Source organism: Paeniglutamicibacter sp. (genome assembly GCF_046714615.1).
Lineage (GTDB): Bacteria > Actinomycetota > Actinomycetes > Actinomycetales > Micrococcaceae > Paeniglutamicibacter.
On the sequence record NZ_JBKKAP010000146.1, the window covers coordinates 143281 to 165264 of the forward strand.

Below are 21984 nucleotides of genomic sequence, written 5' to 3' on the forward strand. Positions count from 1 at the left end.
CAGCTCTGCGGGTTCCGCCGGACTGTATTCGCTGAAATGCCGGGGAAGCGGCACCGAAGGCCCTTGCACCGGCTCGGCAGGCTCAGCTGGATCATTCACGCCAACATCATTTGCCCTGCCACGGGCGCTTGGATTGCCCATTTTGATTGACCTCATGATGGACCTCGAGTGGGATCGTCGGCAGGAGCACTGGTGTGACGGGCCCGAGTAGGGCCAACCCATAGGGTGTAGTGATGACGGCTCCTACAGATAGATCCCGCGGCATCTTCGATGTGCTCGCAGGGCTCGATGATGCCAGCGTGCGGTCGCTCATCAATGCTGCTGATCCGGTCGGCGTAGGTATCGGGGGAACAACCAAGACGGCCTGCATCAATGAAACGACTGTCTTCGTGAAACAGCTCCCACTGACCAGCATTGAAGAGGTGGATCCAACCGCCACTGTCAGTCGCATTCAGCTTCCCTTTGTCTCCCACTACGGAATAGGCAGCCCTACCCACGGTGTCGGGCGGGAACTGGCGGCACATCTCGTGACCTCCGAGTGGGTTCAGGCAGGAGCCGTGGATATCTTCCCGCAATTGCTCGGGTGGCGAGTGGTTGATCTGAAGTGCGATACGGACCTCAGTGAATTTGACGGCGATACTGCCCCACGCCAGTGGGGGAGCCATTGGCCTCAGGTTCATGAGAAACTCACTGCGATGAAGGACGCGTCCAAGAGCCTGGTGCTTTTCCTTGAGTACGTGCCCGAGACGCTGGGCGCCTGGCTGCGCAGGAGCCTGGCCGCCGGCACCGGGGAGACCGTCTTCGCCGACGTGGTCGACCAGGTCATCGAGGCCACAGCATGGATGGAGAGGCAAGGGTTCCAGCACTTCGATGTGCATCCGGGAAACATCCTCGTACGGGAGGGCAGGCTGCTATTCACGGACTTCGGCCTGGCGCTTTACGGCGGATTCGCCCTGACTCCCGAGGAAAAGGCATCCATGCTCACTCATGAAGCCTACGACCGTGATAGTGCCCTGATGCATCTGTTCCATTGGGTGTTGTTCGAACTCGGCTATATCTCGGGTCCGCAGCGCCTGGCACTGTTGCGTGCTGCCGCCGCTGACCCGGCTACGCCAGCGCTGGACCCAGTGCGTGCGGCACTCGGCGGCGGTGCCGACCTGATTGCCACACATGCGTGTGTCGCTGTCTATATGACCGAGATGTTCGGCACGCTCATGATGGATGCGTCTGCAACGCGCTACCTCAGCCCGCACGACAGGAACATTTAACGATTGCTACCTAACCGGTGGTGATGAGGTCTTGTCGGCGGCGTTGAGGGCCCATTGCTTTCGGGCCGCTGGCGTTGATTGATAGGATCCTGAGCATGTCCAGCTCGCGAGCCATCAGGCTTCGTTCCCGTTCCGATGGTGACTTTGACGTCTTGTTCCGAATCGCCGAAGATCTAGCCACGTGGGAGGAACGGAGTGCCGCATCTCCTGCCCCGCTGAATAGGGAAACCTTCAAGACCCGGCTGGCGCAGGCCGATGCCGATGCTTCAGGTAAGAGCGTGCGTTTTGTGATCGATGTGGACGGTACCGCCGTCGGCAGTGTTTCGCTTTTCGATTTCGACGGGCTCGCCCGCCACGCGGAAGTCGGTATCGCATTGGTCGCCGAAGCTCGTGGAAACGGCATCGGGAGCGCAGCCATCTCACAAATCGTTGAGTTTGCCTTCGTGCGCTGCAACGTGCGCCGCGTCCACCTGCAAGTGATCGGGTCGAACCTCAGCGCGATCCGTGCGTATGAGAAGGCGGGGTTCGTGATCGAGGGTCGTCAGCGCCAGCATGCCTGGGTGCGCGGAAAGTACGAGGATATCGTCGTCATGGGGATACTCCGCTCGGCGTAGGATTTCACGGCCCGGGAGAGGGTCGCCTTCCTCGGGACTGAGCGTCCTCGAGGGGAACTCTGCCGGACGGTAAATGCGTCGCGATGCCCAGGATCCTCTCACTCAGGACCTCTACCGGTAACCGTGGCTCCATCTGCCCGGGATCGCAGCCCGAGATCCAGACCAGTGAAAACCACGCATCTGCCGTCACGTCGTCGATGAGCATCCAAGTATCGGTGACTTCGATGGGGTGCTGTGTCGGAAAGCTGAGGATTGTTCCCGGAACCAGACCCGGCGGCCGGCATTAATTCAGTCGTTTCCAACCCATGGATTTTAAGGATTCCGCTCGGTGAAGGCCAGGGGTGCCCGGCGCCACTGGATCCGTGCCCGCCGGGGCGCTTGCGGCAAGGGTTCACCGTCTCAGCACCGCCTTATCGGGTCAGTTTCTTCAGGCCCTTCTTCGGTGGCACCCGCACCGGTTCGGGCCAACGGGGGCTCAGGGTGTCGCCCAGCGTGGTGCGCCGGAGCTTGCGCCCGAACATCGGCAGTACCCACTCGGCGACCCATACATGGTGTTCCCGCGCCCGCTGTCGCACGCCGCGCGATGCCTTCCGCTTATCCTGGTGCCTGATGCCGTGCGGCACCGAAAGGACATCCAGGACCCTCGCCGCCAAGTACTTGTGCCCAGCCTTGGACATATGGAGCCGGTCGGGCCCCCACATGCGGGAATTCGCATAGGCGGTGAAGGTGGCGTAATCCACCAAGACAGCACCGTACTTCGCGGCGATGAACCGGACTCCGTCGTTGTAGGCATGATTCTTGCGGCGCAAGGGCCCTAAAAAGGGCGAAACCTCCACGTCATAACCGGTAAAAAGCACCAGCGTTGCACCCGTCTGTGCCAGCCTGCCGACCAAGAATTCATACTCGGCCAAGATGTCGGCGATCCTCGTCCCAAAATCCATGACGTCATTGCCGCCGGCATACAGCGTGATGAGTGTTGGCTCCATGGCGATGGCGGGCTCCAGCTGCTCCGCGATGATGTGTCGAAGCCGCTTGCTACGGATGGCCAGATTCGCATATTCCCAGCCTGGACAGTCGCTAGCGAGAGCCTCGGCTACTCTGTCAGCCCAGCCCCGGACGCCATTGGGCCGCCGCTTGCTGCTATCCCCGACTCCCTCCGTGAAGGAATCTCCCACGGCAACATAGCGGCCAGGTTCACGATCAATCATGTGGAGCTAGACGGGTGCCCGTGACGCTGCAGAGCGCAGATGCGGCAACAGAGCCTCAACCGCGGTCGGCAGGAACGGCAAATCCGAATCGTTAGCCACCTTGGACTGTGGCGTCCCAACGCACAGGAAATGTGTCTCAGCTGCGGCCAGCTCCGCCGGGTCGGCGGTAAAGGTGGGGCGGCCGCCGCGGTGCCCTGCCTGGAGCAGGTTGGCAAAACCGGGCACAGAAGAGGGGTCCGAGCAGTTGGCCAAGTAGGTGATCCGAACGGAATCCGGGTCGAGACCAATGACCTCATGGCGCATGTGTGCCAGCGTGAGCGCATGCCCAGAGCCAAGGTTGCCCGCGCCGGTAACCGAAATTGTCATCGGCTTCCTCTCACGCCTGCCGGAATCCGCGGGTGCTCTTCAATGGCCTGGGTGTAGAGGTTCATCAACTGCTCGCACACAACCTGCCAGCTGCGGCCCTGGACTTGCTGGAAAGCCGCGGCTGCAAAAGCCGCACGCTTGGCGTCGTCGCCGATGAGATCCATCGCGTAATCACGCAACTGGTCTAGATTGCCCGGTGCGTAGAGCCAGCCCGTGCGGGAAGAATCCACGAGATCCACTGGGCCACCGCGCCCGGTGGCAACGACAGGGACCCCTGACGCCATGGCCTCCTGGATGGTCTGGCAAAAGGTTTCGAGTTCGCCCGGATGCACGAACAGGTCAAACGAGGCCATGGCGGCGGCCAGCTCGTCACCTCCAAGGAATCCCGTAAAATGTGCCTTCGGCAGGAGTGATTCGAGGGTATCCCGCTGCGGTCCATCGCCGACGATCACCAGCCGGGTGTCGGGGATCGCGGCTAGGACAGCCAGATCCTCCACCTGCTTTTCGAGGGCCAGACGCCCCACATAGCCAATGATCTTTTGCCCCTTGGGTGCAACCGTTTGGCGGAACCCTGCGCTGCGTTTGTCAGGGTGGAAGCGTTCGGTATCCACACCACGGCGCCACAACTCCAACCTCGGGATGCCATGGTCCTGCAGCTTTTGCAGTGAGGCGGTCGAGGGAACGAGTGTTTTCGTCGCTGCCACGTGGATCCGCTTCACACGCTGCCACGCCCAGTTTTCCAGGAATGGCATGCCGTATCGGGCCGCATATCCGGGAACATCGGTTTGGTAGACGGCTACCGAGGGAATGCCCAGAGCCGCTGCGGCCCTGACTGCACGCCAGCCCAGAACAAAGGGCGATGCCAAGTGAACAACGTCGGGATTGAACTCGGCCAACAGGGCCTTCACCCGAACTACCCCACCAATCGCAACCCGGATGTTCCGGTAACCCGCGAGGGGAACGGCTGGCAGCCGCCTGACAGTTGCACCTTCCACTGTGGGAGGCGCATTCTCCAGCGTCGACGGGGCGATGACCAAAACCTGGTCCCCGCGGGCATCCAGATGCTGCAGGACTTTCAGCAGCGAATGGGTGACCCCGTTCATCTCGGGAAAGAACGATTCAGCAACTATGGCTATCTTCACGCGTCAAGCGTGACCGTTGAAGGTAGCCACCGAGCGCAGCTACAGGAACACTTCGGTGAAGAGTGGGTGAACGGCTGCGCCCAGAGCTGCGATGACTTTTACTTCTTGCGCTGACCATGAGGTCAGTTGGCAGCGCTGGTGACGTGGAATATATGCCAATTGACGTTGATGGTGGGCCTTGTGCTTCGACCTGGTACCCAGTGGTGGGTGCGCCAGGCCTCACATCCAAGCCTTACGTCCAGGACGACGGCGCTCCCGTCGGTATGGCGGATGAAGAAATCCGGGACGTGGGAATGCTGGGGGAGAGGTAAAGCCCAGACGATCCGGAAGTACTGCGATGGGAAGCCGTAGACTTCCGGGTCGAAGTCCAGGGACATCAGGTAGTTGAAGCACCAAAAGTCCGGAATCTAAGGGTTTTTTCACCGTTGGGAAGCCGCATTGCACCCATTATTGACTACAGTTGAACCAAATCTTAGAATCTGGCCTGCGTTCGGGCGCGGGACGCAGATTGCGCACTTTGCGAGCCGAGCGTCCCGCGTGGGGAACTCGGTGAGCAAGCACGGTTCGCCGCCCACAAGCTGAACGTTTGCCCGGTTGAGGTGCGATTGATCACAACTGGCGACGATACTGCCGTGAACTTTTCGAACGCCTTCCTGTGACAATGGCACTCGCGAATGCCTGGCCTTCTCACGCCAGCTGGGCCGGTTGGTATGTCGCCATTAGTACTCCCGTGGCGGTGGGGGTGCAGGCGACCAGCCGCAATCGGTGCGCTTTGTCGTCCGGACCGAACAGCCGGTGGCCGGAGCCGATCACTAGCGGGTGAATCATGAGAAGTAGCTCGTCGACGAGACCATATGGGAGTAGGGAACGGATGAGTTGACCGCTGCCCATGATTACGAGGTTGCCTCCGGGCTGCTCGCGTAGCGCAGCTACCTGAGCCGGGACGTCGCCACTGAGGAGCGTGGAGTTCGGCCAGGGGAGTTTGGCGTCCGGGGTGGAGGAGGCGACGTACTTCCTTGTCTGGTTTAGGCCGTCTTTGAACGGTCCGCCGTTCTGGTTCCAGTGAGTGAGCATGTCGTCGTAGCTGCGTCGGCCAAAAAGCCAGGAGAAGTCTTTACCCATCCGCTCGCCCATGGCGGCACCCATCGCCGGGTCGTTGTCCTGTTCGGCCCAGCCGCCGTACCGGAAGCCGTCACGGGTGTCTTCGTCGGGTCGCCCCGGACCTTGCAGGACTCCGTCGAGGCTGATGTGATTCACGACCAGAACGCGCATGGGGACTCCTCAGATAAATTGGATTCATTAGTGTGACATTGACACTTTGTACTGATCGGTAACGTTGTGCCGGGGCCTTTGGGATCGGCCGACGAATTTCGCGAACTAACTGGCCAATTTCCGAGGAGAGACTTTCGGGGGGGTGGTGAGGGAGACGGCCGGCATCCGGTCCCGTGGAGTCGGATATTTGCACCTGGTCGGAAGCTCGTGGGTTGCGCCTAGGAACTTGATGGCGGTTGCAATTCCAGAAACCCCCGGGCCCGAGACGACCAGGCCGCGACGGGCACTGATCTCGCATTGGTTGAGCATCCTTGGCAGGGTGATTCTGAACGGCTGGATCGCCAAGCCCGTCACCTCGGAATCAAAGTCCAGCCGGATCAGTTGGTCTCGTTCGCACCAGGACTCAAACCCGACGTGGCGCTGATTCGTCGCGCTACACCACAGGACCGCAAAATTGCGTTGCCCTTTGAAGCGGGCGATGATGCGGATTGGGAGGCATTCCTCGAACGGGATCATCCAGGATTCTGAAAGCCTTCCGGTGGTCGGGGCAAAGGAGAATTGCGCCCTGAAACTCAGAGTGCCCTCGACAACAGAATGCTGGCCCAAGACCTCGGGTACAGCCAGCTGGCGGCCCATGCTTCAACTGTAATGACGATGACTCGCGAATGCTTCACCTGGGGTGACAAAAATCCGCAGGATGCCTCACCTGAAACGTCAAGTAGATGCCCAATGCTTCAACTTGCGTGAGAATGCCTCATGTCCCGTTTCATTACGAGTGAGGCAAAATGCTCCGGTTTTTCGCTGTTGCCTCAGATGTCATGAGATAGAAATCGTGGTTTTGTCTCATGACATCTGAGGCAATTCGGAAGATCTATGAGTTCTGAGGCCTTCTATGGGGTGGTGTTTCCGCTGAGCTCGTTTGGGGTCATCCAACAATGCGTCAAAAGGTCGTTGGTCGTGACAGCGGAAAACTGCTCCCTGAAAATGAGGGGAGCCGACAGGATACTTGGGCCCGGCTTGAACGTCGGACGCCAACAACGCGCGTCCCATGGCCACCAGTGCAATAAGCAAACACCCAAATGCCTCAGGTGTAGTGAAACAAAACCTGCGAATGCCTCGGGTGTAATGAGAGTGCCTCACCTGTAATGAGACAGGACAACAACACGACACTTCACACGGGTTGGAGAGGGGTTCCCGAAACGTTAGTTGACATAATGTAGATTATCGGTGAATTAGCCACGGTCGGGGAAGTGGCGAAATCCCGGGTTTTCCCGACAATCTCTTGATGGCTAAATCGCAGGTGCGCATGCGCGGGTTTGGCTCGCGATGCCCACCGGGCGCCCGGCCTCGGCGCGGCGCGACGTCGCGAGCCGAGGCCGTCGCGACGCAGGCGCACCGGGAGTCTTGAAAACTTCCGAAGTACCTCTGGGGTATCTATGAGTTTTCTCCGAACTTCCAATCTCCCGGCAGTGCCCGCTCCGGATAATAATCACTTGACATAACTACTTGCTGGCACGTTTTGGTACTTGCATAGTTATTCAGGGAAACTCGATGGTATGCCATACCCAAAGTCGCCCGTCCGGGGTTCGAGCCTCCGCGGCCCGGTCCTGCACGTACGTGACGCCATGCAGCAAGCCGTCGGTGCACGGGCCCAAAGCGAACACCTGGATCTCGATGCCCGGCAGCTCGAAACCATTGACTTGCTGACCAACAATGCAGCTGAGCATTTGGCTCCAGCACACCGCTCCCCCGGGAAAAATCGTGTCTACCTCTGGGGACCCCCTGGTCGTGGCAAGACCTGGCTGCTGGGAGCCTTCTTCGATGCGCTGCCGACCAAGCGCAAGCTGCGTGTCCATTTCCACGACTTCTTCCGCGACCTGCACGCCACGGCCCACAAGGCCACCACGCTTGCCCTCGCACAAATAGACGAACCGGATTCCCTGGGGGAAACGCGCGGCCGCGCCGACCGCGTGGAGGCCCGTACCAGTGCCATCGAGCAGTCCATCGAATCAATGCTCGGCGATGTCCAGGTGCTGTGTTTCGACGAATTCCACTGCAACGATCCCGGGGACGCCATGTTGCTGGCGCGCACCGTCAAATACATCATGGACCGCGGGATCCTGCTGGTCACCACGTCGAACTATCCGCCCGAGGAACTGCTGTCGGACGAGTACTACCACCATCTGGTCCTGCCGACGATCACCACAATCCGCGAGCACATGACTGTGCACGAACTGGACGCACACCTCGACTACCGGACCATCGAGCGCCACGAGGGCCAGCGTTCAGGCTTCAGCAGCGGCTCGCTGCTGCACTCACCGGACGCTGGCCAGCTCCAACGCCTGGGGCTGGCCGAACCGGACCGCGGTGACACGGTGCGGTTGACGCCGACCAGCCACGAGATCCGGGCCCTGCGCATCGACGGGAGGCAGATCTGGTTCGGCTTCGCGGACCTCTGCGAATCCCTGACCTCGACCCTGGACTACCTGAAGCTGGTGCGCGACCATGACCACTGGATCATTTCCGGCGTGCCGGGTTCCGGTCTCATGACGCCCTTCGGTTTGCGCCGACTGGCCAACGTCATCGACGTCCTCTACGACCACCAGGTGCGCCTGGACCTGTTCGTCGAGGATGGATTCGTGGACTCGTTCGGTCACCTGCCCGAACTCGAGGCCGCCCGGCTGCGCAGCCGGGTCAACGCCCTGAGGTCGGGCCTTGAACCGTCCGGGGGAAAAACCACTTCGCTGGAAGGCGTGCACGCATGAATCCGAACGACGAATCGACAAGTCGCGGGGACTACTCCCCCGAAGCCATCCGGAGCGAGGTCGCCAAGCTGGTCCGGTTGCATGAAGCCGGTGACTTCCCGCCCATCGTGCAGCTGGGACACCCGGTGTTGCGGATGCAGGCGGCGGACTTCACCGACCAGTTGGACCCCGCGCTGTTGCGCGCCTTCCTGGATACCATGCGCGCGGTGATGCTCGATGCCCCGGGTGTCGGACTCGCGGCCCCGCAGCTGGGGATCCCCCTGCGCATCGCCGTGCTGCAGGACCTATACGAATCAGTCCCGGAGGTCGCCGCCGCGCGCGAACGCGAGCCGCTGGATTACCTGGAAGTCATCAACCCGCGTTACCTGCCCGTCGGCGAACGCACCGCGACCTTCTACGAGGGCTGCCTGTCGTTCAACGGCTACCAGGGTGTGGTGGAACGTCCCGCCGACATCGCCACGACGTTCCGGGATGCCGAGGGCGCCGCCTTCGAACGGAACTTTTCCGGGTGGCAGGCGCGGATCTTCCAGCACGAAATCGACCACCTCGATGGCACCGTGTACATCGACAAGGCCCTGACCCGGTCGTTGTGCGCCAACCACGAATACCCACGCTGGGCCAACCCGGGAATCGCCGAGGCACGGGCCGGGCTCGGGTTCTAGGACCGACGCAGCAAGGCCACCGCGCACCGGGCCATCGCTCCCCCGCGGGGGCGTCAACGCCACGTCCCCGCCCTCTCGCCGGGATGGCAGGGCAGCCCTCCGGCGCCGATACAGTGGTCAGCAGGCCAAACCGCGCGATCAATCACCGCACAGGTCGCGGCGGGACACCACCACAGGAACGACACCATTGGAGCAGCACATGAATCCGGACGACGGCCTTCGCTGTCCCGTATGCCGGCTGGCCTTGCGCCTGCAGAAGCAGCCGGGCCGGCCTTCCCGGCTGGGCTGCGAAGCCGGGCACGCCTTTGACGCCGCGAAGCAGGGCTATTTCAACCTGCTCGCGGGCAAGGGCACGAATTTCAAGGAAGACGGGGCCCGGATGGTTGCGGCCAGGGCCTCCTTCCTGGACGCCGGGCACTACGAGTCGCTGGCCGAGTCCCTGGGGCACCGGGCCCGCGCCGCCTTGCGCGGGCTGGAGGACCCCCGGATTCTCGATGCCGGTGCCGGGACCGGCTACTACCTCCGGCAGGTCTTGCAAGCGCTCCCCGCGGTCTCCGCGGCCAGCGCCATCGCGCTGGATATCTCCCGGTATGCGATGCGGCGCGCAGCGAAGGTCCCGAACGCCTTGGCATTGGTGTGGGACCTGTGGCGCGAGCTGCCCCTGGAGGACGAGTCGTTTGACCTGCTGTTGAACATCTTCTCTCCGCACAACGGCGCGGAATTTGCCAGGGTGCTGCGCCCGGGCGGAACCGCGCTGGTGGTGACCCCGCTCCCCGGTCACCTGGCCGAGGGTGCGGAACTGCTGGGGTTGTTGGCCATCGCTCCGGACAAGGCCGCCGGGGTCGTGGCCTCCATGGGTGAAGCCTTCACGCTCAGTGCCACCGAGGAGGTAAGAATTCCGTTGGTGCTTGATGCCGCGGCCGCCTTCGAACTGGCGATGATGGGCCCGGCCGGTCACCACCTGGACCCCGGGGAATTGCGCGGCCGGCTGGCCGATGCGGGAGCCGCCATGCTCATCACCGCGGCATTCCGCATCCAGGAATTCCGCAGGAACTGACTTCCTGCGCAAACGCCGCCGCCGCACGGTCGGGCATCGCAGTGATGAGCTTCCGGCGGCTGAACATCCTCCCTTGTGCTGATTCGATTTGGCATGCCGATCAGGCAAGATGGAAGATACGAGGTTGGTGTGTATCCAACACATCGGGACTTGAGGGGTAAAAATGTATGTGTGGCTTTTAGACAACGCTTGGGTGGTCTGGCTCGCGGTCTTCCTCTTGCTGGCCATCATCGAAATGATCTCGCTTGACCTGTACTTCATCATGTTGGGCGTTGGCGCCCTCGGTGGTGTGAGCGTTGCCCTGCTGGGCGGCGAATTCTGGATGCAGGTCGTGGTCTTCTCCGTCGTCTCCCTGCTCATGATCATGCTGGTTCGTCCCATCGCGCTGCGACATCTGCGCAAGGATCCCGAGGGGCTGCGTACCAATGTCGATCGACTCATTGGCGAGGACGCGCTGGTCCTGGAACCCACTTCCAGGATGAACGGACGGGCCAAGATCGGCGGGGAAACCTGGTCGGCACGCACCGAGGACGAGGTTGCCCTGCAGCCGGGGACCTACGGTTCGGTGGTCCGCATCGACGGGGCAACCGCCTACATCACATTGCGGACCAAGATACCCGGCCTGGACTAAGGACCTAACGAAAGATTTTTCGGCGTCCGAAACACGGCGCCCCAACGAAAGAGAGAAGAGATGCAAACATCGGGTCTTGGCCTAACGGTCGTCCTGGTAGTACTGGCAATCTTCGTGATCATCGTTCTGCTGCGCTCAGTGCGCATCGTGCCGCAGGCGCGGGCCGGGATCGTGGAGCGACTGGGCAAGTACCACCGCACCCTGCTTCCCGGGCTGACGATCTTGATCCCGTTTGTCGATCGCTTGCTTCCCATGCTGGACCTTCGCGAACAGGTTGTGAGCTTCCCGCCGCAGCCAGTGATCACCGAGGACAACCTGGTGGTCTCCATTGACACGGTCGTGTATTTCCAGATCACCGAGCCACGCGCGGCGACCTACGAAATCGCCAACTACATCATGGCGGTGGAGCAGCTGACCACCACCACGCTGCGTAACGTCGTCGGCGGCCTGAACCTCGAAGAAGCGCTCACCAGCCGCGACCAGATCAATGGCCAGCTTCGTGGCGTCCTCGACGAGGCCACCGGCAAGTGGGGCATCCGTGTCTCCCGTGTTGAGCTCAAGGCCATCGATCCACCGCTGTCGATCCAGGATTCCATGGAGAAGCAGATGCGTGCCGAACGTGACCGCCGTGCCGCGATCCTCACGGCCGAGGGCACCAAGCAGTCCGCCATCCTGACCGCCGAAGGCCAGCGCCAGGCATCCATCCTCAAGGCCGAGGGTGATGCCAAGGCTGCCATCCTGCGCGCCGACGGCGAGTCGGCAGCCATCCAGAAGGTCTTCGACGCGATCCACGCCGGCAAGCCTGACCAGAAGTTGCTGGCCTACCAGTACCTGCAGATCTTGCCGAAGCTGGCCGAGGGCTCCTCCAACAAGCTGTGGATCATCCCCAGCGAGGTTGGCGAGGCGCTGAAGGGCATCGGCGGGGCCCTGGGCAACTTCACCGAAGGTGCGGGCGACGACAAGCCGGAAAGCACGAGTACTACCCTGATGTAACAACGTGCTTCCGACGAAGCAAATCGGGCGGGCGGCCTCTTTATCGAGGCCACCCGCCCGAATTCGCGTCGGGGCCGTATAATAGAAACTTCGAGACTTGCGCCCCGCGGGAATTTTACGGTGAACCGGGACGTTGAAATCGGTAGCCTAACCCGTATGTAATCGCAGTAGGGAGACAATATGAGCGATCGCAGCCTGCGAGGAATGCGCCTTGGCGCACAGAGCATGGAAACTGAGGCTGGCGTCGAGCCAGCAGCGCGCCAGCGCGTTGAATATCGTTGCGAAGACGGCGAGCAGGTGTTCGTGATTTTTGCCGCCGAGGCAGACATCCCGGCAACCTGGACTTCCAAGACCGGCAAGCTTGCCAAGCTGGTCAATGGCGAAGCAGAGCCGGAGGAATCCAACGAGAAGCCGGTGCGTACCCACTGGGACATGCTCCTCGAGCGCCGCTCCGTTGATGAACTGGAAACGATCCTGAAGGATCGCCTGGATAAGTTGCGCACCACCCGTGGTGCAGCCCAGGCAGCGCTCAAGGGATAACGACCCCCTGGTTTCACAAATGGCGAGGGCCCGAATGGAAAATCCATTCGGGCCCTCGCCATTTCCGGATGCTTTTCAGGGCATCCCGGACACTACTTGCGGCCGGTGAGCTTCTTCCAGCGGGCGCTTAGTCCCCACTTGGTCACGTTCAACATGGCCTCAATGACGATGTTTCCGCTCATCTTCGAGACGCCAAGTTCGCGCTCCACGAAGGTGATCGGAACCTCGACGATCTTCTTGCCCAGCTGGGCAACGCGGAAGGTCATGTCGACCTGGAAGCCGTAGCCCACGGACTCGACGGCGTTGAAATCCAGGGCCTCGAGGGTTTCGCGGCGGAAGGCGCGGTAGCCGGCGGTGATGTCCCGCAGGTTTACCCCGAGCATGGTGCGCGAGTAGAAGCTGCCCACGCGTGAAATCATCTTGCGGTGCAGCGGCCAGTTCACGACCGAGCCGCCCTTGACCCAGCGGGAACCAATGACCAGGTCCGCGCCCTTGGGGATCTCGGCCAGAAGCAGCGGAAGCTGTTCCGGCTTGTGGGAGCCGTCGGCATCCATTTCCACGAGCACGTCATAGCCGGCGTCCAGGGCCCAGCGGAAGCCCGCCAGGTAGGCGGCACCCAGGCCGGCCTTGCCCGTGCGGTGCATGACGTGAATGGCCTTGTCGTCGGCGGCCATCTTATCGGCGAGGTCGCCGGTGCCGTCGGGGGAATTGTCGTCAACAATCAAGACATCCGAATCGGGCACTGCGGCACGCAAACGGCCCACGGTGATGGGTAGCGATTCAAGCTCGTTGTAAGTCGGAATGATCGTGACTACGCGCACGCGGCAGTCCCTTTCTGCTGATGGAATGATCCGCGGAAGAGGGCCGCTGGGGCCGAGTGCCAATTTGCCGCTAGGCGGGAACCCGCTGCGACTGGTTTCGGGGATCGGGTGGGGTCAGTGCTCAATTATACGCAACCGCCCTCGTGAAACCCGGATCCTCGCCGTGTGATGCGCAAGACGCTTCGGTTCTGGCCCCGGACACAAATCGACCCCGCTGGCTTCGGTCCGTCCCGTCCCGCCGGCGTGCGGCGGGACAGGTGTTATCTAGTGCCTACGGGGTCGATTTGTTCTTGCGCACCGGAATGCCGGTAAGCCGGATCGAAGGATCAGACATTGGTTCAAGCCTACCGTCCAGTTTTTAACTGTCAACCGTTTCCGGACCACTGGCTTCTTGAATCTACTCAAGTCAACCGATAAATCGCGGGTTGGCGCGCTTTGCCGGAAATTAAACAAATCAAGTTGCAATACTTTGTTTCAACCCTTGCCAAAGGACGGATCGTCTGAGTCCGCCCCCGGCGGAAAAGATGATTCTAGGACACGCCGAGCGCATCGAAGAGTACGTGCCCGGCACGTACGGTGCGGAGGCAATTGGGCAACTCCTCCTCCAACACCGGGAGCATGGGAGTCCCGGCGCGGGCGTCGGTGCTCCAGGAAGAAACACGGAGGTCCGGGGTCTGCACCGACAGCTGGGAAGCATCCCAGATTGCGAAGGTGGCTTCGGCGCCGTTGACCAACTGGCCCGCCATGGGATTCGGCGCACCAAGGGCCCGGAAGCCGGAACGGGTGTGGGCCATGAATGCGGCCCTGGCCGAAATCCGTGCCTGCGGATCGCTGAGCTCCAGGCAGGCCTTGACCGTGGTCCACGGGCTCACCGAGGTGACAGGTGCATCGGATCCAACGACGACGGGAACACCCGCAGCCAGGAATTGTCCCACGCCATTCATGGCGGCGGCGCGGGAGCCGCCGAGCCGCTGCTCGTAGAGGCCGCCCGGGCCGCCCCATGCGGCATCGAAGCTCGGTTGCATCGATGCGGTCAGCGCGAAGGAGAGCATTTGGGCTCGCGCGGCATCGTCGACCATTTCCACGTGTTCCAGGCGGTGCCTGCCGGCCTGGACCTTGGCAAGGCCAACGGATTCGGCGGCCCTGGCAAAGCCCTCCAGCGCCAGGTCCAGCCCGGCATCCCCGATGACGTGGAAGGAAGCCTGGATGCCGGCCAGCGAACAGGCCGCGACGTGGGCACTGATCTGGTCAACGTCCAGGTAGGCGGTTCCCCGCTCCCCCGCGGCGTCGGAGTAGTCGGCGCGCAGCAAGGCGGTGCGGGAACCGATCGAGCCGTCGATGTTCAGGTCGCCGCCCAGGCCGACCACGGAGGCAGAGTTGAAGGAGGCCAGGAGCGTGCGGGCCTCGTCTTCCGTGCCCACCGCCTGGCCCCAGTAGGCGTAGATCTCGGGGGTGGCTGCCTTTTCGGCGTCAGTGCGGGCCAGCAGCGCCTCGAGATCGGCGCGTCCGGAGATGTGTTCGGCGGCCATCTCCACAACGGTCCCGTGCCCGGTGGCCGCCAGGTGCTGCAGGGCACGATTGCGGTTTTCGGTGTTCGCGCCCGGGTCATTGGCGAGGACCGCGATCCGTACAAGCTCATGGGAAGTCCCGCGGACGAGGCCATCGGCGTATTCTGGACCTTCCACGAGGCCAACCCGGTGTGCGAGCCTGGGACTGACGAGGGCCGAGTGCACGTCGACACGCGCCAGGTAGACCTCGCGGTCGGGGGCGGCTTGTTGCAGCTCCTCGGCGGTGGGCAAGGTGCCGGTGCCGAAGGTCGACTCGTCCCACCCTGCCCCGAGGATGGTCCCGGCGGTGGTTGCCGCGGCCTCGGCAACAGCTTCGAGCACCTCCGCGGCGCTTCGGGTGGCACCCAGGTCCAGGCCCTTGAGCCTGGCACCCAGCGAGGCCAGGTGGACATGCGAGTCCACAAAGGCCGGGGTGATGAGCGCACCTTGCAAATCGACCTCGGTCATCCGCGCGTCCAGCAGGGCGCCTGCCGCGGCTTCGGTGCCGATCCAGGCCACCGTGCCGTCCTCGACCAGCATTGCCGTGGCAAAGGGGTCGGCCGGGGAATAGATGGAGCCATTGCGGTACATCTCAAGAGACATTGTTTACCTTTACTTTTCTCAAGCACGCCCGATGTGTCGGCGTCCTTCAATCCTGCCCGTGACGTGCCGGGTCCCGCAGTGGCGGGACTCAGTCGACGACGTTTGAATAAGCGACGACCCCGCGGCGGATCCGTTGCACCGCCTGGTTGCAGGAACGGGCCAGGCCGGTGTTCAGGTCAGGGATCTTGGCCAGTTGGTCCAGCACGTCAATGACTTGCTTGGCCCACCGGACAAAATCGCCGCCGGCCAGGTCGGTGCCGCGGAGGCACTCGCGCAAATCCGAGCCCCGGGCCCACTTGTAGATCGGCCAGATCAGCCCGGAATCCGGTGCCGCGGTCTCGGGCAGGCCGGCGTTTGCCTCCGCGTCCGAGAGGCGCGACCACAGGTTCACCGAGGTCTCCCAGGCGATCTGCACCTTCGCGGATGGCATGCGCGGATCGGGTCCGTGGTCCTCGCGACGCGCCTGGAACACCAGGGCGGAAATGAACCCGGCCAGTTCCTCGGCGGTCATCTCGTTCATGGCCCCGGTTTCCATGACCAGGGAGGTCAGCAGGTCGCGTTCGCCATAGATGCGTCGCAACCGCTGCCCGGCCTCGGTGATTTGGGCCTGGCCCAGGTCGTTGGAGGCGGGCACGAGGTACTCGAAGTCCTCCAGCACCTTGGCGACCCGGTCGAACGTCTTCGAAATGGTATTGGTGCGGCCGCTGATCTGGGAGCGCAGCTTGTTGGTGTCGCGCAGTAGCTTCGAATGGCGCTCGCCCCAGCGGGCATGGTCCTCGCGCTCGGGGCATGCATGGCACGGGTGGGCCTTGAGCGCGGCGCGCAACCCGGCGATGCGTGCTTCCTGCTCGTCGCTGCCGGTGAAGTTGAACCCGGGGGCGTCACTGCGGGGTGGGCGGGACTCGGTCAGCGCGTTATGCAGCGACGCAGCCAGGTCCCTTCGCTCCTTGGGACTGCGGCCGGTGAACCCCTTGGGGATCCGGATCTGGGAAATAACCTCGACCGGGCCGTTGAGGTCCTGGACCCCGACGCGCCGGACGTGCTTGTCTTCGGTCAGGACCGTGGGGCGCGGGTCGTGCCACGAGTTGTCCAGCTCGATGACAACGCAGCGGCCCAGCTTGCGGGCGCCGTGGATCTCGATGATGTCCCCCCGTGCCAGGGTTTCCAGGGATTCGGTCGACGCTGCGCGGCGCAGCCGCGAAATGGTTTTCGAGGCGTCCTTCTCCGCCACCGACAGCTCCTCACGCAGAGCCGCGTACTCGGTGAAATTCCCAAGGTGGCAGGTCATCGACTTGGCGTAACCGGCCAGGGACTCCTCGCGGGAACGCACCTGGCGTGCCATGCCGACCACTGAACGGTCGGCCTGGAACTGGGCGAAGGAGGTTTCCAGGATGCCGCGGGCACGTTCCCGGCCGAATTGAGAGGTCAGGTTCAGCGACATGTTGTACGTGGGGCGGAAACTCGAGTTCAACGGGTAGGTCCGCTTGGAGGCGAGTCCGGCAATCGCCGCGGGGTCGGTGTCCTGCTGCCACAGCACCACGGCGTGGCCCTCGACGTCGATGCCCCGGCGTCCGGCGCGGCCGGTCAGCTGGGTGTACTCCCCCGCCGTGACGGCCACGTGCGATTCGCCGTTGAACTTCTCAAGCTTTTCCATGACGACCGACCGGGCCGGCATGTTAACGCCCAGGGCCAGCGTTTCGGTCGCGAAGACGGCCTTGACCAGGCCGCGGACAAAGAGGTCTTCGACGACTTCCTTGAAGATCGGCAGCAGCCCTGCATGGTGGGCTGCGAAGCCGCGCATGAGTCCCTCGCGCCAGGGCCAGAATCCCAGCACCTCGAGGTCGTCCGGCGGGAGCTTGTGGGCGACCAAGTCAATGGTCTGTTCGATTTCGGTGGCCTCGGCAATGGTGGTCAGGGACAGCCCCGAACGCACGCACTGGGCCACGGCGGCGTCACAGCCGTTGCGGGAAAAGATGAAGACCAGCGAGGGCAGCAAGCCTGCACGGTCCAGCGCCATGATCATGTCCGGCCGCGAGACGCGGGTGCTGAGCTGCTCGCCCTTCTCCCCCCAGGTTCCTCCCCCGCCACCGCGGCGTCCACGGCCGCGCTGCACGCGGCCCCGGGAGCCGGTCAGGCCCCGATGGGCCATTTTGGTGAGCTCGGGGTTGACCTCCGCCACGCGCTCCGGGGCATCCGCGACCTGGTCGAAGGAGACGTCCTCGGCGAACAGGTCAAGGAGCCGGCCGCCGACCATCACTTGCTGGAAGAGTGGGATGGGACGGTGCTCGGAGACGATGATGCGGGTATCCCCGCGCACGGCATCGAGCCAGCCGCCGAATTCCTCGGCGTTGGACACCGTGGCGGAAAGCGAGATGACCTGGACATCCTCGCGCAGGTGGATGATGACCTCTTCCCACACCGCGCCGCGGAACTTGTCCGCCAGGTAGTGGACCTCGTCCATGACGACGTAGCCCAGGGAATCCAGGGTGTCCGAATCCGCGTACAACATGTTGCGTAGGACCTCGGTGGTCATCACCACGATCTCGGCCTCGCCGTTGATGGTCATGTCACCGGTGAGCAGCCCCACGCGTTCGGCACCGTAGGTGGCCACAAGGTCGCTGTACTTTTGGTTGCTGAGCGCCTTGATGGGGGTCGTGTAGAAAGCCTTGCGGCCGGAGCGGAGTGCCTGGAAAATGGCGAACTCCCCCACCACCGTCTTTCCTGCGCCGGTGGGGGCGGCAACCAGGACCCCGGACCCCGAGGCCACGGCCCGGCATGCTTCCTCTTGGAAGGGATCAAGGTCGAAACCCAGGGTGGCACGGAACTCGGGAAGCCCGGTTTCGCTCCCCTGTGTTTGTTCCTTGGCTGCGTCATATCGCTCGGCCGGCATGCTCACGCTGCGACCCCTTTCAGGAGGGTAGTAGGTGCGCCCGTGTCCGTACTTGAGGACACGGGGTTCCTAGGGAAGATCCGGCGAATCGGGAATGATGGATCCCTCGCCGGCACTGGCGGCGTTCTCGGCCTCAAGCTGGGCCCGCTTTTTGTCGCGCTTGCGGTCATTCAAGTGGCAAATCAGTGTTGCCCCGGCAAAGGTCACGAACAACGGTCCGGCCAATGCAAACATGGTGATCGCGTCGCCGCCCGGCGCCGCCATGGCGGCCACAAGCGCGATGAGGAAGACGGAGATGCGCCAGTGCCGCAGGATCAACTTGGCCTTCAGCACACCGACCAAGTTCAACCCGACCATCAGCACCGGTGCCAGCATGGCCAGCCCGAAGGCGATCAGGAGCCGGAACACGAACGGCAGGTAGGTGTCGGTCGTCAGCCAGGACTGGGCGTTTTCCGGGGTCAACGAGATAAAGAACTTCAACGCATGGGGCAGGACCCAGTAGGCCATCCCGACGCCCAAGACAAAGAGCGGAGCCGCCGCCGCGGCGAACGCGATTGCCGTGTTGCGTTCCTTCTTCTTCAGCCCCGGAACGATGAAGGCCCAGAGCTGATAGATCCAGATCGGTGCCGAGAACACCAGCCCCAAGAGCAACGAGGTCTTGAGCATGATGTCGAAGGGCGCCATGACCGAGGTGAAGTTGACTTCCCCACCGTATGCGCGCACCGGGGCGATGATCAGCCCAAGAACCTCGTCATAGAGAAAGAATCCGCCGACCGTTCCCAGGACAAGGGCTATCAGCGAAATGAAGAGACGGTTCCTGGCCTCAACCAGGTGGGCCTTCAGGGCCATGCGGCCCTCGGGATTGGTCTTCCGCCCCTTTTTGGAGTTCACTTCTTGTTCGCTCACGAAAGATTAGGCGTTGTTCTCACGACGGTCGGGATCAACGATCTTGCCCTCGACGGTTTCTTCGCCGGCCGCAGGAGCCTTCTCATCGTCCTTCATCTGACGGACCTCTGACTTGAAGATACGCAGGGACTGGCCAACGGAGCGCGCCAGACCTGGAAGCTTCGGGGCACCGAACAACAGGAGTGCCAAAATTACGATGATGACCAGATGCCATCCTTGGATTCCACCCATGGGGAACCTACCTTTCAATCGTGTTAAGTCTACAGTCAGAACAGTTCGAGGTCGCCCACGCGCTGGGGTTGTCCTCGCAGGGTCTTGCGCTCAATGCGCGCATTGCGCCGGGCGATGGAACGGCGCAATTTTCCGGCTTCGTGCGCCTCGCGGGCTTCGTCAGGATCCTGGAAAAGGGCAGCAATGCCCGCCGGAGTACGCTCCGTCACCTCGGGGTACTCGCGCGGTTCGGGATCCGCATCCATCGAAGACCCCACCCGATCCATGGCATCTCCGGCCTCACGGACCAGGGCTATGGAACCGCGAAAGAGCCGGATTCCTGCCAGGACAAGGAACAACAGCGTGCCCAGCGCGAGCACGATCCACAGCAACAGCCAAAACCACCAAGGCAACATCGCTACTTCACCTCCAGGCCGGGCACTGCCGCACGGAGCCAAGCCTCGACCTCGGTGCGCAACGAGGTCGGTTCGATGACCCGCAGATCCCCGCCGTGGTAGGCGACCATCCCCGGGATGGCGGATGTGGAGGTCATCCGGATCTCTGCGATGTTCTCGTCCGCACCCTTGGCCCACTGCTCCGGGGAATATTCATCCACCAGCGAAGCCAGGCGCGGCCCGAATCCCAGGACAACGAGCTCGTCGGTGGGGCTGGGGGTGAAGAAGATATCGTCCTGGTCATCGTGCCGGCGCGGATCGAGGGTGAAGCCCTGTCCGCTGAAGGCCGCCGACTGGATCCGATCGATGCGGAAACTCCGGATTTCGTTGTTGGGCACCGAGAACGCACGCAAATACTGCCGGCCGGCATTCTCGACGAGCCGGATGGGCTCAACCTGCCTGAGGCCCAACGCGTCGCTGGAGGCGCTGTAGTAGTTCAGCTCGACCACCTGGTGCTCGCGGATCGCCCGCACCAGGGTTGCATAGATCTCGTTCTCCTCGGTTGAGCGCAGCGCGATGGACAACACCGATTCGAGGCCCTCGAACCCCACCGCGGCGGCCTGCAGCTTGCCATAGGCCGCGTCGACCGCCCCCGCATGTTCAAAGTCCGGAAGCCCGCGCAGGGATGCCAGGCCAGCCAGCATCGTGGCGGCCTCCGTCAGGCTGAGCCGGATGGGGGAATTCAGGGCCTCGGCATTGTTGATGCTGATGGTTCCCGCCTCCCATTCCACGTCGATCAGTTCATCCGGCAGCCCGTTTGGCACCCCGCACATCATGATCGTTTGCAGGTGGGCCAACAGCTGCTTTTCAGTCAACCCGAAGTGGGTGGCCGTTTGCTCAACGGTGGGTGAACCGAACTTGGCCACATAGGAAATGATGTCGAGGTTTCGGGCCACGGCCTCGGTGGACGGCGGGCGCCCTGCATTGCGGCGCTTGCTGAGTTTGTAGTCGGGAACCGTGGCCTGTTGCGCTGCCAGTGCCCCCTCCAGCCTGCGGCGCACCGCCGTTGCCAGGGGCGCAGGTTCCAGCACGTGGGCCTCAGCCCCCAGCTTCGCCACATCGGCCGCCAGCCCCATGAGGTCGTGGAATTGCAGCATGACTACATCGTGGCCATCGCCCGGTGTAATGGATTGCGCCCGGGAGCGCAGTGCCCAGCCGGAATCCTTGGCCACCGAAATCCGGGCCGTTTCGCCGGCAATGTCGGGATCCAGCCGGCCCAGGGTCTCCGCCATGGAGAATCCGGCGGGACGCGAGGAGTGCGGCTGGCCGGTGCGGATGTCACTGAGGATCCGGGTCAGGCGGAACATCCGCACGTCCTGGCGGTCCTGGTCGAGACCGACCAGGTACCAGTAGCCGAAGCGCGAACCGATCCCCCAGGCATCGACGGTGCGCCCGCTGGCACGTCCCTGGGCATCCAAGTAGTCGAAGGAGAGCACCTGGTGTGCCCAGACCGCTTCAAGGCAGGCGGCAAATGCCGGGCCGGCGGCATGCAGGCGCGGGACGTACTCGGTGAACCGTACCCCGCTGCCGGTGTCCTCCAGCCCGGCCGACAGCCGGCCGGTGGCCCGGGCGGCAGAGGATTCCAGATCGGTGTCCTTCCACAGCTGCGCCGCAAGGCCCAGCACGGCGGCCTCCTCGGTACTGAAACTCACCTCGGGCAACCTGTAGCTCGCCGGGGTAATCAGGTAGCGTTCCTCGGAGCCCGTGCCCAGGGTCTTCACCGGCACGCCCATCTCACGCAGGTCCTTCTTGTCCCTGTCGAACTTCCGGTCGAAGGCGGCGTCGCTCAGCGACTGGTAGTCATCGACGATCTTGCGGAGTTCGCGCTTGGAAAATCCATGCGGGGTGTTGATCAACGCATAGGTGAGACTGACGAGTTTCTCGGCACGGGAAGGACCGCCGGAATTATTTTGAGCCACGTTCGCAAGATTACCCCGTGGCATCGAACCCGGACCAATGCAACGCCGCATTAACGACCTTTGGCCGCGTTCTCCCGGTTTAACTTGGGAAAACACGGCCAAATGCGTATTGCGG

The 21984-nt window shown here is 62.9% G+C and carries 20 protein-coding genes; 9 read left to right on the plus strand and 11 right to left on the minus strand.

The window, feature by feature from the left end:
* The first annotated feature begins 233 nt into the window (after window positions 1-233).
* Complete coding sequence (locus ACLQ7E_RS17655) at window positions 234-1268, plus strand: protein kinase domain-containing protein (protein ID WP_411733878.1); 1035 nt, start codon at window positions 234-236, stop codon at window positions 1266-1268.
* A 95-nt stretch (window positions 1269-1363) separates the two neighbouring features.
* Window positions 1364-1882 carry a GNAT family N-acetyltransferase gene (locus ACLQ7E_RS17660; RefSeq protein WP_411733879.1) on the plus strand — a complete coding sequence of 173 codons (519 nt, stop codon included), beginning with the start codon at window positions 1364-1366 and terminating at the stop codon, window positions 1880-1882.
* A 410-nt stretch (window positions 1883-2292) separates the two neighbouring features.
* Here ACLQ7E_RS17660 and ACLQ7E_RS17665 read toward each other — a convergent pair whose 3' ends face one another.
* The 4 genes from ACLQ7E_RS17665 to ACLQ7E_RS17680 form a co-directional block, all read right to left on the minus strand.
* Complete coding sequence (locus ACLQ7E_RS17665) at window positions 2293-3090, minus strand: SGNH/GDSL hydrolase family protein (RefSeq protein WP_411733880.1); 798 nt, start codon at window positions 3088-3090, stop codon at window positions 2293-2295.
* 6 nt (window positions 3091-3096) lie between these two features.
* Window positions 3097-3456, minus strand: coding sequence for a hypothetical protein (locus ACLQ7E_RS17670; RefSeq protein WP_411733881.1), 360 nt, complete (start codon window positions 3454-3456; stop codon window positions 3097-3099).
* Entirely contained in the window at window positions 3453-4598 is a 1146-nt protein-coding gene (locus tag ACLQ7E_RS17675) for a glycosyltransferase family 4 protein (protein ID WP_411733882.1), read from the minus strand. The genes ACLQ7E_RS17670 and ACLQ7E_RS17675 overlap by 4 nt, the downstream gene beginning before the upstream one ends.
* A gap of 687 nt (window positions 4599-5285) precedes the next feature.
* Window positions 5286-5855: a dihydrofolate reductase family protein gene (locus tag ACLQ7E_RS17680; protein ID WP_411733883.1), complete on the minus strand. Its 570-nt coding sequence runs from the start codon at window positions 5853-5855 to the stop codon at window positions 5286-5288.
* Between the two features lie 312 nt (window positions 5856-6167).
* Between ACLQ7E_RS17680 and ACLQ7E_RS17685 the strand changes: the two genes are divergently transcribed.
* The 7 genes from ACLQ7E_RS17685 to ACLQ7E_RS17715 all read left to right on the plus strand — a co-directional run bounded on the left by ACLQ7E_RS17685 (window position 6168) and on the right by ACLQ7E_RS17715 (window position 12518).
* Window positions 6168-6398: a hypothetical protein gene (locus ACLQ7E_RS17685; protein ID WP_411733884.1), complete on the plus strand. Its 231-nt coding sequence runs from the start codon at window positions 6168-6170 to the stop codon at window positions 6396-6398.
* A 1028-nt stretch (window positions 6399-7426) separates the two neighbouring features.
* Window positions 7427-8635, plus strand: a complete 1209-nt coding sequence (gene zapE / locus ACLQ7E_RS17690) for a cell division protein ZapE (RefSeq protein ID WP_411733885.1) — start codon at window positions 7427-7429, stop codon at window positions 8633-8635.
* The gene (locus ACLQ7E_RS17695; protein WP_411733886.1) at window positions 8632-9297 is read left to right on the plus strand and encodes a peptide deformylase; all 666 of its coding nucleotides are present in this window, start codon (window positions 8632-8634) and stop codon (window positions 9295-9297) included. Before zapE ends, ACLQ7E_RS17695 begins: the two co-directional genes overlap by 4 nt.
* A gap of 199 nt (window positions 9298-9496) precedes the next feature.
* Window positions 9497-10354 carry a methyltransferase domain-containing protein gene (locus ACLQ7E_RS17700; protein WP_411733887.1) on the plus strand — a complete coding sequence of 286 codons (858 nt, stop codon included), beginning with the start codon at window positions 9497-9499 and terminating at the stop codon, window positions 10352-10354.
* A gap of 163 nt (window positions 10355-10517) precedes the next feature.
* Window positions 10518-10985: an NfeD family protein gene (locus tag ACLQ7E_RS17705; RefSeq protein WP_411733888.1), complete on the plus strand. Its 468-nt coding sequence runs from the start codon at window positions 10518-10520 to the stop codon at window positions 10983-10985.
* A gap of 60 nt (window positions 10986-11045) precedes the next feature.
* Window positions 11046-11978 (plus strand): SPFH domain-containing protein, encoded by a 933-nt coding sequence (locus ACLQ7E_RS17710; protein ID WP_411733889.1) that lies wholly within the window; start codon window positions 11046-11048, stop codon window positions 11976-11978.
* A 180-nt stretch (window positions 11979-12158) separates the two neighbouring features.
* On the plus strand, window positions 12159-12518 hold the full coding sequence (locus ACLQ7E_RS17715; protein ID WP_217388015.1) for an RNA polymerase-binding protein RbpA: 360 nt from the start codon (window positions 12159-12161) through the stop codon (window positions 12516-12518).
* Between the two features lie 92 nt (window positions 12519-12610).
* Here ACLQ7E_RS17715 and ACLQ7E_RS17720 read toward each other — a convergent pair whose 3' ends face one another.
* From ACLQ7E_RS17720 to ACLQ7E_RS17750, 7 genes are all read right to left on the minus strand, one after another.
* A complete protein-coding gene (locus tag ACLQ7E_RS17720; protein WP_411733890.1) occupies window positions 12611-13339 on the minus strand; it encodes a polyprenol monophosphomannose synthase in 729 nt (242 codons plus the stop codon).
* Between the two features lie 530 nt (window positions 13340-13869).
* Window positions 13870-15489, minus strand: coding sequence for an amidohydrolase (locus ACLQ7E_RS17725; RefSeq protein ID WP_411733891.1), 1620 nt, complete (start codon window positions 15487-15489; stop codon window positions 13870-13872).
* 88 nt (window positions 15490-15577) lie between these two features.
* Window positions 15578-18379: a DEAD/DEAH box helicase gene (locus ACLQ7E_RS17730; protein WP_411733940.1), complete on the minus strand. Its 2802-nt coding sequence runs from the start codon at window positions 18377-18379 to the stop codon at window positions 15578-15580.
* Between the two features lie 69 nt (window positions 18380-18448).
* Window positions 18449-19285 (minus strand): twin-arginine translocase subunit TatC, encoded by an 837-nt coding sequence (tatC, locus tag ACLQ7E_RS17735; RefSeq protein WP_411733892.1) that lies wholly within the window; start codon window positions 19283-19285, stop codon window positions 18449-18451.
* Window positions 19286-19291: 6 nt separating this feature from the next.
* Window positions 19292-19516, minus strand: a complete 225-nt coding sequence (tatA, locus tag ACLQ7E_RS17740; RefSeq protein WP_411733893.1) for a Sec-independent protein translocase subunit TatA — start codon at window positions 19514-19516, stop codon at window positions 19292-19294.
* A 35-nt stretch (window positions 19517-19551) separates the two neighbouring features.
* Window positions 19552-19911 carry a hypothetical protein gene (locus tag ACLQ7E_RS17745; RefSeq protein ID WP_411733894.1) on the minus strand — a complete coding sequence of 120 codons (360 nt, stop codon included), beginning with the start codon at window positions 19909-19911 and terminating at the stop codon, window positions 19552-19554.
* Between the two features lie 2 nt (window positions 19912-19913).
* Window positions 19914-21869, minus strand: coding sequence for a helix-turn-helix transcriptional regulator (locus tag ACLQ7E_RS17750; protein ID WP_411733895.1), 1956 nt, complete (start codon window positions 21867-21869; stop codon window positions 19914-19916).
* Window positions 21870-21984 lie beyond the last annotated feature (115 nt).

What these genes read in the sequence shown, in the direction of transcription:
- ACLQ7E_RS17700 (WP_411733887.1), top strand. Translation starts at nt 9,497, where the DNA reads ATGAATCCGGACGACGGCCTTCGCTGTCCCGTATGCCGGCTGGCCTTG.
- ACLQ7E_RS17660 (WP_411733879.1), top strand. Translation starts at nt 1,364, where the DNA reads ATGTCCAGCTCGCGAGCCATCAGGCTTCGTTCCCGTTCCGATGGTGAC.
- ACLQ7E_RS17705 (WP_411733888.1), top strand. Translation starts at nt 10,518, where the DNA reads ATGTATGTGTGGCTTTTAGACAACGCTTGGGTGGTCTGGCTCGCGGTC.
- ACLQ7E_RS17710 (WP_411733889.1), top strand. Translation starts at nt 11,046, where the DNA reads ATGCAAACATCGGGTCTTGGCCTAACGGTCGTCCTGGTAGTACTGGCA.
- ACLQ7E_RS17730 (WP_411733940.1), bottom strand. Translation starts at nt 18,379, where the DNA reads ATGCCGGCCGAGCGATATGACGCAGCCAAGGAACAAACACAGGGGAGC.
- ACLQ7E_RS17725 (WP_411733891.1), bottom strand. Translation starts at nt 15,489, where the DNA reads ATGTCTCTTGAGATGTACCGCAATGGCTCCATCTATTCCCCGGCCGAC.
- ACLQ7E_RS17655 (WP_411733878.1), top strand. Translation starts at nt 234, where the DNA reads ATGACGGCTCCTACAGATAGATCCCGCGGCATCTTCGATGTGCTCGCA.
- tatA (WP_411733893.1), bottom strand. Translation starts at nt 19,516, where the DNA reads ATGGGTGGAATCCAAGGATGGCATCTGGTCATCATCGTAATTTTGGCA.
- ACLQ7E_RS17695 (WP_411733886.1), top strand. Translation starts at nt 8,632, where the DNA reads ATGAATCCGAACGACGAATCGACAAGTCGCGGGGACTACTCCCCCGAA.
- ACLQ7E_RS17745 (WP_411733894.1), bottom strand. Translation starts at nt 19,911, where the DNA reads ATGTTGCCTTGGTGGTTTTGGCTGTTGCTGTGGATCGTGCTCGCGCTG.
- zapE (WP_411733885.1), top strand. Translation starts at nt 7,427, where the DNA reads ATGCCATACCCAAAGTCGCCCGTCCGGGGTTCGAGCCTCCGCGGCCCG.
- ACLQ7E_RS17665 (WP_411733880.1), bottom strand. Translation starts at nt 3,090, where the DNA reads ATGATTGATCGTGAACCTGGCCGCTATGTTGCCGTGGGAGATTCCTTC.
- ACLQ7E_RS17715 (WP_217388015.1), top strand. Translation starts at nt 12,159, where the DNA reads ATGAGCGATCGCAGCCTGCGAGGAATGCGCCTTGGCGCACAGAGCATG.
- ACLQ7E_RS17670 (WP_411733881.1), bottom strand. Translation starts at nt 3,456, where the DNA reads ATGACAATTTCGGTTACCGGCGCGGGCAACCTTGGCTCTGGGCATGCG.